The sequence below is a fragment of the Vibrio tasmaniensis genome (genome assembly GCF_024347635.1).
In the GTDB taxonomy this organism is placed as follows: domain Bacteria; phylum Pseudomonadota; class Gammaproteobacteria; order Enterobacterales; family Vibrionaceae; genus Vibrio; species Vibrio tasmaniensis.
Genome location: NZ_AP025511.1, coordinates 398,696 through 411,124 on the forward strand (window position 1 = coordinate 398,696; position 12,429 = coordinate 411,124).

Genomic DNA, 12,429 nt, shown 5'->3' on the forward strand with positions numbered 1-12,429 from the left:
TACACCTCTCATAAACGGGTACAAGTCACATAAAAATAATTGGTTAAACTTAGGCGGTTCACTACATGGAATTAATGTCGTCTTTAGGTTCACTGTTGGCTAGCAGCCTGCCTATCGAAAAAAAACAACAAGCTCTGGTTGAACTCGTACTCCACACTTATCAACCGCAACAGCGTACGGCTCTTTTCAAAACAGTGGCAGAACACCGTCGAAGCCAAATAGAATTGCTTTTCCCTGAACATCAAACAAAAAGCGACTCAGTAATGTTTGAAGCGATGGACTACCGCGATCTGATTCAGCGCTATCCAAATACCTTATCCGCAAAGGTTACTCTCTTAGAGGAAGCGGTAGGACAATGCTATATACATTGGTTGGACTTTTGGTGTGAATGTGAAATTTCCGCAATCAAAGCAAAATTACCATTAAGCACCCATGCCCCTTATCCTATGGATCTGCCCATTAAAGATAGTGCTTACTATGGTGTGATCATTGACCAAATAGAAAATAGTCAACTCATAGTACAAACGCCAACTTGCCCTCAAGGAGTACCAATCAGCGATGCTATTGCTTTAAGCAACCTTGAGGTTTTTATTAAAGGTGAGAAGTGGTATGAGATGCTACCTTTACTCCACTTATCACAAACAGGTAAGCACTTTATTCTACTCAAACACCCAACAGATGAAGCCTTTCCAACCCTAGTCTCTTCAGCCCTAATTCAAGATTGGTCAAAAAATGAAACTTGGCTAAGCTACGCCCCCCCTTTCTGTAACGACAAATGGAAGTACAGTTTATCCAGACGTGGCTATGAGGGACTGGCAGAGCTACATATTTTTACTCCGCCGGCCCTATCAAAGTGTGACTCTATTCCAGAGTTCGATAATAAGTTCCAATTACAATTAGCCGAAATGCAAGCTGTATGTGAAATACTACGCCTAACCGTGAGTGGAAATATTCAACAAAAAATCTACTTTCTTTATCTTGCTCAAAAAGAGATGCTCAACTTGTTACATCAAGCGGGCTATAAAATTGGTTTCACCATTATAGATCAACCTTTGATACTCGATTTTTACAAGGCTATCGAACCACAAGCATACTTGCCGCTAGGGTCTTGTGACTTGAACGAAACGAACTTACTGACTTACCGCGGGTTATGGAATATTGAACTGATGTTGAAGGCATTCAATCATGTCAACTTTCGAGACTATAGACGGTGCCTCCGTGAAAATAAAAATACAGCGTGGCAAATAATATGAAGACGTTTGATCTTGGGCTAGAGGCGATATTCTATGCTAAAGCCATCACTCTGCTTGCAACGGTCGCTGTTGTTGTAATGTGGCTGTTCTACTATTGTTATCGCCTTAAACAAAAGAACGAAGCGATAGTGGGGACACACCATGTACCTTACATCGCATATTCCGTCTGTATTATTACGTGGATCAGTAGCAATGCCTACTTCCATACCGACTTTTTGCCGGAACTTGGCTCCACAACAGCCATATTCGCAGCAAAGTTGGCCAACCTCAGCTCTTTCCTTGCTTTTGCCTTTGCGTATTACTTTTCATGTCAGCTCGCGGCCGAAAATCGCAATGGTAAAGTCTATAGGTGGCAACAAGCCATTCTCGCTAGTCTGGCGATCTACTCCTTCTATATCAATTTGACCCCAGGGTTAACGGTAGAAGATGTCACCATCACGGCACCAAGCCAATTCATGATCGAGTTCGGTCCACACACACCATACTTTTTTATGGGGGTAATCAGCTTGATTGCCCTGACACTGGTTAATCTAGTGACCATGCGTACCAATGGCAGCAAGCTAACATTAGCCAAAACGAACTACATGATTACGGGCATCTTGGTGTTCATGCTATCCACCGCAACGATTCACATTGGCGTTGCCTATTTCCTACGTGATTTCTCGCTCACTTGGCTTCCCCCTGCCTTATCGCTCAGTGAGATGTTATTTGTAGGTTATGCTCTACTGACCTCTCGCTTCTACAGTTTTAAATACCTTACATACATAAGCCTTAATGTGCTTCTGGTATGTACAATATTGGTGATACCTCTTGGTACTGTATTTATTCCAATAACTAACAGCAACCAATGGTTATTAGCGATACCTATCTGCGCGATTATCGGTGTCGCATGGAGTCAAATCTACAAACGTGTAAGTCCTTACTCCTCATTACTTGTATTCAGAAACAAAAAGACACCAGTACAACAAATCCTCGCATTAGAAGAAGACTTCAAGTTGTCGATTGACGATGCCATGCGCCGTTTAGGTAGCCAACTGCAAATCCCAGAAGACAAGCTTCGACTAGTTAACAGCAATTATAACGAAACCTTCTACGAAGATTACCTATCTAGCAAAGACTCCGTTCTAGTGTTCGATGAGCTTTCTGAAAAACTCGATTATACTCAGCCAGCTAAGCGGTCACTAAAAGCACTTTATGACAAGATGAGTTCGAACAACACCGCGTTGGTAATGCCACTATTTGGACACAAAAAATCAGTCACACACTTGCTAGTATCATCGCACAAAAGCAACAATCGTATGTTCTCTAATGAAGAGATTTCGGCACTGCAAACCTTGTTAACTAGAGTACAAAGCACAATCGAAGCCGACAGGCGTATTCGCCAAAGTCGTGCTCTGGCTAACTCAATCGCTCATGAGATGCGTAACCCACTCGCTCAAGTACAGCTGTATTTTGAGGTGTTAAAGCAGCACATTGATAATCAAGTACCAACTCAACAAATCTTGACTGACATTGAGAATGGCCAAGCAGCAATTCAACGCGGACGACAACTGATTGACATCATCTTGCGAGAAGTCAGTGACAACACCCCAGAACACGGCCCTGTAACGATGACCTCTATTCATAAAGCCGTGGATCAAGCCGTAAGTCATTATGGCTTTGAAAATGAAAAGATCATTGAACGCATTCGTTTACCGCAACACGCTGATTTTGTGGCAAAGCTGAATGAAACCCTATTCAACTTCGTCATTTTCAACCTGATACGAAATGCAATCTATTACTTTGATTCTTACCCAGACAGCCAAATTGAGATCAGCACCAAAACTGGGCCTTACGAGAACATCCTCACATTCCGTGATACTGGCCCCGGCATTGACGAAACCATTGTTCATAAGGTCTTTGATGACTTTTTCTCTTTCCAAAAAAGCGGTGGTAGCGGCTTAGGACTGGGTTATTGTCAACGAGTGATGCGTTCATTTGGTGGCAGAGTAGAATGCCATTCCAAACTTGGTGAATTTACTGAGTTTCACCTGTACTTCCCTATTGTACCTAATGCTCCAAAAGCGGAGACGCTGCGTACGCCTTATTTCAACGGTTGGAAACACAACCAATCGAGGGAAGATAAAGCCGAAGCTGATGTAAAACCAGAGAACCAAACTCCAAGCGGTGATATAGAACCTGAACCGGCAAGTACCCTAACAGAAAGTACGCTAACAGAAAGTAAACAAACAGAACGCTCGCAAGCCGAAAATCAACCAGCATCAAGCCATCTTGCACCAACGGTACTTATTGTTGATGACAAAGAAGTACAGCGCACACTTGTTCAGATGTATTTGAACCGATTGGGCGTTAACAGTTTGCAAGCCAAAAACGGGGAAAATGCCGTCGAGTTGTTCAGAACACACAAAGTTGATTTGGTCTTAATGGACGTACAAATGCCGATAATGAATGGTTTTGACGCAAGCTTGATCATTAAGGCACGCTCACCTCAAACACCAATTATTGCTTTGTCTGGTGAATCAGGACAACGTGAACTCGACATGATCAGTAAGTTGATGGACGGCCGCTTAGAGAAGCCAACCTCATTGGATGCGCTGCAAGACGTGCTTGATAGTTGGTTGAGAAAAGACGCAACGTCTAACGCTTCTAAGGAAACAGAGAATTAGTATTAAACACCGTAATATCACTCATCATCCGATCTTCACGATTAAACCAGTGATATCAGCAGAGCAATACAGTAGTTAATCAAAACTCCTGTCAAGAGTACTTCTTGATAGGGAGTTTTGCATTGGAGTCATTGGCTCTATAACTCTACAGTATCTAAGTATTCACTTGACCGGCATTGACTCTAATTGATTAATTTTTAGAACAATAACCTTGAACGTTCAGATAAGTAGATGAGTTATACCTTGTTTAACTCGTGAAACAATTCCATGATTTATAAGGTAAAACGGTTTATACATAATAATGTGTTATTTAAAGTACTGAAATTATCATGACGCTCAAAGAAATCCTGAAAATTCCCAATGTCCGCTACTTCTTAATGTTCAGAAGCAGCTACTTTGCGCGTTTTTATTACCCTATTTTTACCCTACTTTATTTAGATTACGGGCTAACCCTATCTCAATTCGCGATGCTCAATGTAGTGTGGGCTGCCACCATTGTGCTTGCTGAAGTACCGTCTGGCGCATTCGCCGATACCTTAGGCCGCAAGAAACTGGTGGTGCTGTCTTCGATTGTGATGTTCATTGAGATCGCCATGATCGCTCTTGTGCCGACCGGAGATGCCAATCTAGTCTTCATTGTGTTTCTGGTTAACCGAATTCTCAGTGGCTTAGCGATGGCACTGGCCAGCGGCGCCGACGAGGCATTGGCTTACGACACCTTAAAAGAACAAGGCAATGAAGAGCTGTGGCCGCGAGTCCTGCAAATCCAACTTCGTGTCGCCTCAACCGTCGGTATATTTGTTACCTTGATTGGTGCGGCGATGTACGATGTAAGCTTTATGGCAAACATCTTTCATTTCCTCGGATTAGGCGAACCAGAAAGCACCAAAGACCTGATGCGCATCCCTGTTTTCGCTACCCTGTTTGTTGCGATGATCGCCATTTATGCTGCAGTTAACATGCGCGAAGAGAAAAAGGTGATGCCAAGTGACCAAACCAAATTGGCAACCACCATCGCCAGCCTTAAATTAACGGCTGACACAGGTAAGTGGGTACTTGCTACGCCTTACGTGTTATTCATTTTGCTCTACTACAGCCTTTTCGAACACACCTCACGAATGTTCTTAACCATGAACAGCCAATACTATCTGGCCATCGATATTCCAATTATCTATTTCGGTTTTATCGGTGCGGGAATCAGTTTACTTAAAATCATCCTTGCAGGGCAAAGCCGTAGATTGGCAGAAAGCATCGAGCCTAAAACCTTTGTTTTGGTCATGGGGTTAGCAAGTATCGCGACCTACTATTGGATCAGTTTAGGTTGGTCGATTTATGGCGTACTTCCTGCGTTGGTGCTGATCTTTATCATCATGACGATGAACATTTTCATCAGTTACCACTTAAACAAAAAGACCGAGTCACATAACCGCGCCACGGTTCTTAGCTTCAAAGGTTTGATGTTCAACCTCGGATACGGGCTGATCGGTATTTTGTATGCTTACTACTACAAGTTGGTATCCAATAATTACACCTCGCAAGAAATAGAGCAAAACCTCGCCTTCTTAGCATCGCTATCTTCTTTCTGTTATTACTTCGCCTTATTGTTCGTTTCGATCAGCGCGCTGTTCTATTTCAAAAACAAGAAGGATCCTATCTTTTGAAGAAAGCGTCGATCTTTGAAGAGCATAGTGATGACGAATCAGGAGTAAAGATGAGCCTCTGGTTATAAATAGACCATGTCGCTTCTTATCATGTTGTTTTTTGTTAGTATAATCATAAAATTACATAACACATGGAAGCGTCATGTCTTTTAGTTGGATAGCCTTTACTCTTCTCGCAGCCTTCAGCCAATCTTGGCGCAATGCATTTCAAAGTAAACTAGCGGGCACAATGAGTGTGGCTGGCGTGACGTTAGCTCGCTTTATTTGGGCTGGCCCAATCGCACTTATTTATCTCTGCGCACTATACCAATGGCAGCCAGTAACCACGCCTGATTTTTCCGGTGAGTTTGGTTTTTACATCGTTGCCGCAGCGATTATGCAGATCCTCGCAACAGGCTTGATGGTGATGCTATTTAAGCTCGAAAACTATGCGATAGGAGCCGGACTGGCCAAATGTGAAGCTCCCGTATCGGCTGTACTATCCGTATTGTTTTTTGGTACTGCTTTGACACTAACAGGTTGGATCGGAGTGCTTATTGGCACATTTGGCGTGCTAATCATGAGTAGCTCTTCAGGCTGGCGAAGCTTGTCTCCAAAAGTGTTTTTGTTAGGTATGGCGTGTAGCACTGCTTTTGCTTTAACGTCTCTTTGGGTACGTGAAGCAAGCTTGAGCATCGGACTGCCCTTTCCTCATAGTGCTGCATGGGTGCTGTTCCTAGTTATTTCCCTTCAGACCGTGATCATCTGTACGTATCTCTTTTTCAGAGAACGCGACACGTTGCGCCAGATATTCACGAAGTCGAAACTGGTGATCATGACAAGCCTAGCGAGTGTGATTGGTTCTCTTGGTTGGTTTAGCGCAATGTCACTTCAAGCCGTACCGTACGTAAAGACACTCGGGCAAGTCGAAGTGATCTTCATGGTGTTGATATCCTATTTCTGGTTAGGGCAAAGCATCGCGCGCAAAGACATTCTTGCGCTCATCTTACTTTCTATCGCCGCTGTACTAGTGATGTGGCAATAAGCGAGTAATGTAACTACAAACTGAATCGCTAGACATTGCCTATAGATCTAGTAAATCCGTACCTTTTTAGCTGTAACGCGCCTTTTTATAGATCACTAGTTACTTGGTTGAATCACGAGTGTCTGGCATTATGCGCCCAAGAAATCTGTGGTTATTGCACGGTAAAGAATTAAGAAGGTAATCAGTGGTAGAAAGCAGCCAACAATTAAGTGACCGTTACGATGAACATGGTTACTTTGTTATCAGAAATTATTTCGATGAAGCTCAGGTAGCATCGCTTAGGAAAGTCGTACTGAAATTCCATGAGTCATGGAAAGCAGACAACGAAGAGTTCTATCAAGAAGAAGCTTTTAACTCGTCTCTAATTACGGGAAGCGAGTATTTGCCTACCGACGATAGAAGCGTGCTATTCGACTTCATCAGCTCAAAACAAGTGATGGATGTGGTTGATGCGGTGATTCCGAACAAACCGGCATTCATGAATACGCAGCTGTTCTTCAACCCGGTAAACCCGCAACAAAAAGACTTCTGGCATCGTGACTGTCAATATGACTATGACATTGATGACCAGATGAAAGTCATCATGGAAACTCAGGTTCTGCACCTGCGTGTCCCTCTATTTGATGAACCCGGTATGGAGCTTATCCCTGGCACACACAAGCGCTGGGACAACGAAGAAGAGTACAATGTTCGCCAAGAAGAAAATGGCAAAGTGAGCAGTGATGACATCTCTGGCGGTAAGCAGATACCATTAGCTGCCGGTGACTTATTGGTGTTTTCAGCGGATATGATCCACCGAGGCCGATATGGCTTGGATCGTTTGGCTTTGGATATTTTGATCTTCGATTCGGCGGCAGACTATGTCGACTACGTTGATGACGATTGTTTACCAACACCAGCCATGTTGAGCAATATTGCTGATCCAAGGCTGTTTATGAACACGCTACACTTAAAATCGATGCAGTGCTCGTAAGCGGTTAAAACAGTTGTATAAAAGTCACGTGTCTTGAAAATAATAACGAATATGTTCACACTTTGTTCATGGCGGTCGCAATAAGATAGCTTCATATTCAATATTCGAGATAAGCAATATGAAAAAATTAATTACTAGCATTTCGCTACTTACAGCACTTTTTGCAGGTACCGCTTTCGCAGAAGTCAATGGTGAAGATTTTAATGAATTCCCTAAACAAGATGCTGCGCACTGCTTTGGTTGGGCGGCAGGCCTAGATAAAGATCAAGACTACGCCAAGTTTATTGTCGAACTATCGAAAGACCGCACTGTGAGTGTCAAAGAAGACCCTTATATAATGGAAGAATTCGGTACTGCAATGGGGTATTCAGAAGCAATGTTAGAATTTGCAGGCAAAGAAGCAGCGGACGAAAAATATAAACTAATCTGCGACCCAATAAAACAAAGCTATGGCTTTTGATCGCGGAGTTTCACTGCTACGTCAAAGACTTGATACAAAGGCTCCACATGGCTGTCTCTTATACACAAATCCCTAAGCCACGCTTAGGGATTTTTTTTGAACTATTTTTAGGTTTCATGATCTGATCATCTAAGCAATGACAAGGATGATTATCATGACCTATATAGAGCCTACCCTTTGGGCACAAAAACAGTTCGGTCAAGCCCACATTAATGACCCTAGACGCACTCAAAGACTCGTTGCTCTCGCAGCCTCACTGGCCGAGCAACCTGGTGTACCCGTCTCGAAACTCATTATCTCCCCTGCTGAAATGGAAGGGGCTTATCGCTTCATCCGTAATGAGCAAATCAAAGCAGAAGATATCGCAGAAGCGGGTTTTTATGTCACCGCACAAGAAGCATTAGAGCAACAAACACTTCTTGCCTTAGAAGACACCACTTCTCTCAGTTACTCCCATCGTAGCATTCGAGATGAACTCGGGCATTCCAATCAAGGCAATCGACATCGCGCCATGTTCGTACACTCAACCTTACTTTTTGCTCCCGATACTCAATCTGTTATTGGTTTAATTGAACAACAGCGCTGGACTCGTGATATAGAAAAGCGAGGTCAAAGGCACCAGCATGCGACTCGACCATACAAAGAGAAAGAAAGTTATAAATGGGAACAAGCCTCTCGCCATGTCGCTGAGCGACTTGGCGATAAAATTTCGGATGTCATTTCTGTGTGCGATAGAGAAGCCGACCTATTTGAATACCTCACTTACAAGCGAGAGCAACAACAGAGATTCCTCGTTCGCTCAATGCAAAGCCGCTGTATTGAAGAGCATGATAATCGTCTTTATAGCTATGCCTCTACCCTGTTATCAGCCGGAGAGAAAGTGCTCGAAATACCGCAAAAAGGCGGTCGTAAAGCTCGCAAGGCTTATTTAGATATCAAATATGCCCCCGTGACACTCAAGTCTCCTGCTAACAAGAAAGAGTTCGATAACATTCCGCTTTACTACGTGGGATGTATAGAACAAGGAGAGAGTGATAATAAGCTCGCGTGGCACTTACTGACTTCAGAGCCGATAACGAGCAAGGAAGAGGCACTCAAAATCGTCAGTTATTATGAGCGGCGCTGGCTAATAGAAGATTTTCATAAAGTCTGGAAAAGTGAAGGGACTGAAGTTGAGCAACTGAGAATGCAAAGTAAGGGTAACTTAGAAAGGCTCAGCGTCGTTTTGGCTTTTATCGCGACTCGGTTACTCCAGTTGAGGTTTATGAATGAATCAGACGAGTTATCTAAGGCCAGTTGTGAGCAGGTATTAAAAGGCAAAGCGTGGAAGTTAATGTGGCTCAAGTTGGAGAGTAAAAAACTACCGAAAGAAGCGCCTAATATATCATGGGCTTACAACGGTATTGCTCGGTTAGGTGGTTGGAAGAATACCAAGCGAACAGGTCGCACTTCTATAAAGACGTTATGGCAAGGATGGTTTAGGTTACAAACCATCCTTGAAGGGTATGAACTCGCTAAGTCTCTTGATTAACCAGACTTGTGATCAAGAGACAGCCACATGGAGCCTTTAAAGTGTACTGGCTGAGTCAGTCATTCCATGTATCCAGCTCAATAAAGAACAAATTTTAACTGAACCAAGCAACAACTCTTTCTTTCAAACTCGTATTCTTCCGCCAAATCCAATACAAGCCTTCCTCTAACTCTTCAACGCTCATACGACTTGGTTGATACACCGGGTGGCTACCATCGTACTTAGACCAATCTTTAGTAAGGAGTCGCCCCTCTCGCTCTAACTTATTAAAAGACTCAGAACCGGGAAACGGAATCATGTAGTGCGGGATCACCTTATCAACCTTGATATCTTCGACGAACTTCTGCGTTTGCTTGAAGATAGCAGTGTCATGTTCATCAAAACCGAACAAGAAATCGCCCCATACTTCGATACCATGCGATCTAATCTCAGCGATGTACTCTTTCATTTTGGATGGTTTCACAAAACCTTTTTTCTGTGCTTTTAAAGCCTCTTCAGATGGCGTTTCTATCCCTAACAATACCGCTTTAAAGCCTGCTTTCACCGCTGCACTCAACAACTCTTTATCACGAGCAATCAATACTGTCGTTTCCCCATAGAAGCTCATATTAAGCGGCTTAATGGCTTTAAATAGAGCCAGAGCATATTCACGGTCATGAGTGAGATTGTCAGAGTGCAGCTCAACCCATTCAATACCTAATGTCTTGAGATACTCTAATTCGCTAACGATATTTTCGATTGGCCTTTTCTGGAACTTATCAAAGAACCTTGGCACCAAACAGAAGTTACATTTGAATGGACAACCTCTTGTCACGACCACTGACCATGTATAATTGTACGCTTCTGGATTGATGATATCTGTTGGGTATGGATTGAGCATACTGAGGTCGACAGGTTCGGAACTTTCATAAATAGGCTGTAACGAACCAAACTCAGCATCACGTAATAGCTGAACCCAGTAGTTCTCAACTTCTCCCATCACCAAACAATCCGCATATACTGCCGCTTCTTTAGGGTTAAACTGAGTATGTAACCCACCCAGTATGACTGTTTTGCCTTTTTGCTTATATTTGGAAGCTAGGTCGTAAGCCCGATAAGCATCCGGAGTCGACATAAATATCACCACCAAATCGGCATCAGTATAAAGATCAGCTTTTGCACCTATGGTTTCATCAACCATATCTAACTTGTACCATTTTGGTGTCGCAGCAGCGGCTGCAAATATGTTTTGTGGAGGACCACCAGTCGAAGCTTTGTATTTTGAGTAATCGCTGCCAGCAGATGCTTTAACTAAATAGATTTTCATAACGTGTCCTAATTATTCACTTATGCTTAGCTACAAAGAACTAAAAAACTCAAAGACCCTGTTGTCCATATAGAAATATATCCCTCCCATCACAAACCAACTGATGATGATCAAGGTAAACAAAACTGGATGATTTTTTAGCTCAATACGTTCAACAAAAAAGGCTTCTTTAGCACGAAGATTTTCCCATCCCCAAAACCAGCAAAATAGCCCCCAAATCAGAAGTAGATGAAACTTAAGAGCAAACAAGGCCATAGTCAGAGCCAATAATGTTTTCCACTTAGACATGACTTTTGGCATGTTCATCTTTCTTAACTCCTAGTTATCTAACTAGGAGTCATTGTAGATAGGTGTTGGTCAACTTTTGGTTAACTAATTTCAATTTGAACAATCGATTGCCAACATCATCAATGTTGAGCAATATTACTGATCCAAGACTATTTATGAACACGCTACACTTAAAATAAATGCAGTACTCATAATCCATAAAGGTACCCGTACCATGACTGACACGAAGAAAAATACCCGAATTAGCCAGTTCCGTTTCGGTCAGCCGAAAGAGTCTCTCAAGATGGAACATGTCACTTTAGGAATGCTAGATAAGGATAAGGTTCGAGTACGAGTTGAAGCGACCAACATCAATCCTAGTGATCTGTTGTCGATTTATGGTGTTGGGCAGTACAAACACAGCCACCAGCCGCCGAGAGTGCCTGGGTTTGAAGCAGTAGGAAGGGTTGTAGAGTCCAGCCATGCTGAATTTTCAGTGAATCAGCGAGTGCTCGTGGCAACCAGTGGAACATGGCAGAACTATGTCGATGTATCACCAGACAACCTCTTCCACATTCCTCAGCACCTAGACAATGGCTATGCCTGTCAGTTGTACATAAATGCGCTCACCGCGTGGGTACTAACGACAGAAGTCGCGAAGTTGACCAAAGAAGATTTGTTGATCATCAATGCAGGTAGCTCAGCCATTGGTAAGGTTTTCTCCCAGTTATCTAGCTCACTTGGGTTTCAAATCATTGTTGTGACGTCACAACCTGAGCGCTCTCGAACCAATTCAAACTATGTGTTAGATACCAATAGTGATTTGGTTGCACAAATTCAACAGCTGGGTTTACCTCGACCGACGGTTGCCTTTGATGCGATTGGTGGAACGCCCGGAACCGAACTTATTCATACCCTTAGCAGCCAAGGGCGTTTTATCAACTATGGCACGCTTTCGCTCGATTTTTATGAACCGCGATTCTTCGAGCACGCAAAAAACCAAGCTATCGATTTCAGTACTTTCTTCTTACGTTATTGGGAAGAGGCTGAGGGGAAAGATGTTCGCCGTGAAAAGTTCACAACCATGCTAGATCACTTCATCACCAACGACATTCAGCTCGACGTCGACCGTTATCTCCCATTAGATGAAGTTCAAACCGCAATTGATCTCATTGAATCGAAAACCACACGCTTAAATGGCAAGATCATCTTGCTTCCTTAGTACATCGTTGATCGCGATAACTTGCGATCGTGTTAGGTAACCCTCCTAACACTGCGTTAAACGGGG

General features: G+C 43.1%; 10 protein-coding genes. 8 read left to right on the forward strand and 2 right to left on the reverse strand.

Features of this window, described 5'->3' with window-relative positions:
- Positions 1 to 65 precede the first annotated feature (65 nt).
- The 7 genes from luxM to OCV44_RS16210 all read left to right on the forward strand — a co-directional run bounded on the left by luxM (position 66) and on the right by OCV44_RS16210 (position 9,568).
- Complete coding sequence (gene luxM / locus OCV44_RS16180) at positions 66 to 1,253, forward strand: acyl-homoserine-lactone synthase LuxM (RefSeq protein ID WP_139684313.1); 1,188 nt, start codon at positions 66 to 68, stop codon at positions 1,251 to 1,253.
- Complete coding sequence (gene luxN, locus OCV44_RS16185) at positions 1,250 to 3,919, forward strand: quorum-sensing autoinducer 1 sensor kinase/phosphatase LuxN (protein WP_139684312.1); 2,670 nt, start codon at positions 1,250 to 1,252, stop codon at positions 3,917 to 3,919. The genes luxM and luxN overlap by 4 nt, the downstream gene beginning before the upstream one ends.
- Positions 3,920 to 4,248: 329 nt before the next feature.
- Complete coding sequence (locus OCV44_RS16190; RefSeq protein WP_139684311.1) at positions 4,249 to 5,580, forward strand: MFS transporter; 1,332 nt, start codon at positions 4,249 to 4,251, stop codon at positions 5,578 to 5,580.
- Positions 5,581 to 5,722: 142 nt separating this feature from the next.
- Positions 5,723 to 6,604 (forward strand): DMT family transporter, encoded by an 882-nt coding sequence (locus OCV44_RS16195; protein ID WP_139684310.1) that lies wholly within the window; start codon positions 5,723 to 5,725, stop codon positions 6,602 to 6,604.
- A 184-nt stretch (positions 6,605 to 6,788) separates the two neighbouring features.
- Positions 6,789 to 7,577, forward strand: coding sequence for a phytanoyl-CoA dioxygenase family protein (locus OCV44_RS16200; RefSeq protein WP_139684309.1), 789 nt, complete (start codon positions 6,789 to 6,791; stop codon positions 7,575 to 7,577).
- Between the two features lie 118 nt (positions 7,578 to 7,695).
- A complete protein-coding gene (locus OCV44_RS16205) occupies positions 7,696 to 8,037 on the forward strand; it encodes a hypothetical protein (protein ID WP_139684308.1) in 342 nt (113 codons plus the stop codon).
- Positions 8,038 to 8,191: 154 nt separating this feature from the next.
- Entirely contained in the window at positions 8,192 to 9,568 is a 1,377-nt protein-coding gene (locus OCV44_RS16210) for an IS4 family transposase (protein ID WP_261900938.1), read from the forward strand.
- Between the two features lie 94 nt (positions 9,569 to 9,662).
- On the opposite strand, the gene OCV44_RS16215 is transcribed toward OCV44_RS16210, so the two are convergent.
- The gene (locus OCV44_RS16215) at positions 9,663 to 10,874 is read right to left on the reverse strand and encodes a B12-binding domain-containing radical SAM protein (RefSeq protein WP_139685928.1); all 1,212 of its coding nucleotides are present in this window, start codon (positions 10,872 to 10,874) and stop codon (positions 9,663 to 9,665) included.
- 30 nt (positions 10,875 to 10,904) lie between these two features.
- Positions 10,905 to 11,180, reverse strand: coding sequence for a hypothetical protein (locus tag OCV44_RS16220; RefSeq protein ID WP_139685927.1), 276 nt, complete (start codon positions 11,178 to 11,180; stop codon positions 10,905 to 10,907).
- A gap of 196 nt (positions 11,181 to 11,376) precedes the next feature.
- Between OCV44_RS16220 and OCV44_RS16225 the strand changes: the two genes are divergently transcribed.
- On the forward strand, positions 11,377 to 12,363 hold the full coding sequence (locus OCV44_RS16225; protein WP_139685926.1) for a zinc-dependent alcohol dehydrogenase family protein: 987 nt from the start codon (positions 11,377 to 11,379) through the stop codon (positions 12,361 to 12,363).
- Positions 12,364 to 12,429: the final 66 nt, after the last annotated feature.

Excerpts from the sequence above, each read along its gene's own strand:
- luxM (WP_139684313.1), top strand. The coding sequence starts at position 66 with ATGGAATTAATGTCGTCTTTAGGTTCACTGTTGGCTAGCAGCCTGCCT.
- luxN (WP_139684312.1), top strand. The coding sequence starts at position 1,250 with ATGAAGACGTTTGATCTTGGGCTAGAGGCGATATTCTATGCTAAAGCC.
- OCV44_RS16190 (WP_139684311.1), top strand. The coding sequence starts at position 4,249 with ATGACGCTCAAAGAAATCCTGAAAATTCCCAATGTCCGCTACTTCTTA.
- OCV44_RS16195 (WP_139684310.1), top strand. The coding sequence starts at position 5,723 with ATGTCTTTTAGTTGGATAGCCTTTACTCTTCTCGCAGCCTTCAGCCAA.
- OCV44_RS16205 (WP_139684308.1), top strand. The coding sequence starts at position 7,696 with ATGAAAAAATTAATTACTAGCATTTCGCTACTTACAGCACTTTTTGCA.
- OCV44_RS16210 (WP_261900938.1), top strand. The coding sequence starts at position 8,192 with ATGACCTATATAGAGCCTACCCTTTGGGCACAAAAACAGTTCGGTCAA.
- OCV44_RS16215 (WP_139685928.1), bottom strand. The coding sequence starts at position 10,874 with ATGAAAATCTATTTAGTTAAAGCATCTGCTGGCAGCGATTACTCAAAA.
- OCV44_RS16220 (WP_139685927.1), bottom strand. The coding sequence starts at position 11,180 with ATGAACATGCCAAAAGTCATGTCTAAGTGGAAAACATTATTGGCTCTG.
- OCV44_RS16225 (WP_139685926.1), top strand. The coding sequence starts at position 11,377 with ATGACTGACACGAAGAAAAATACCCGAATTAGCCAGTTCCGTTTCGGT.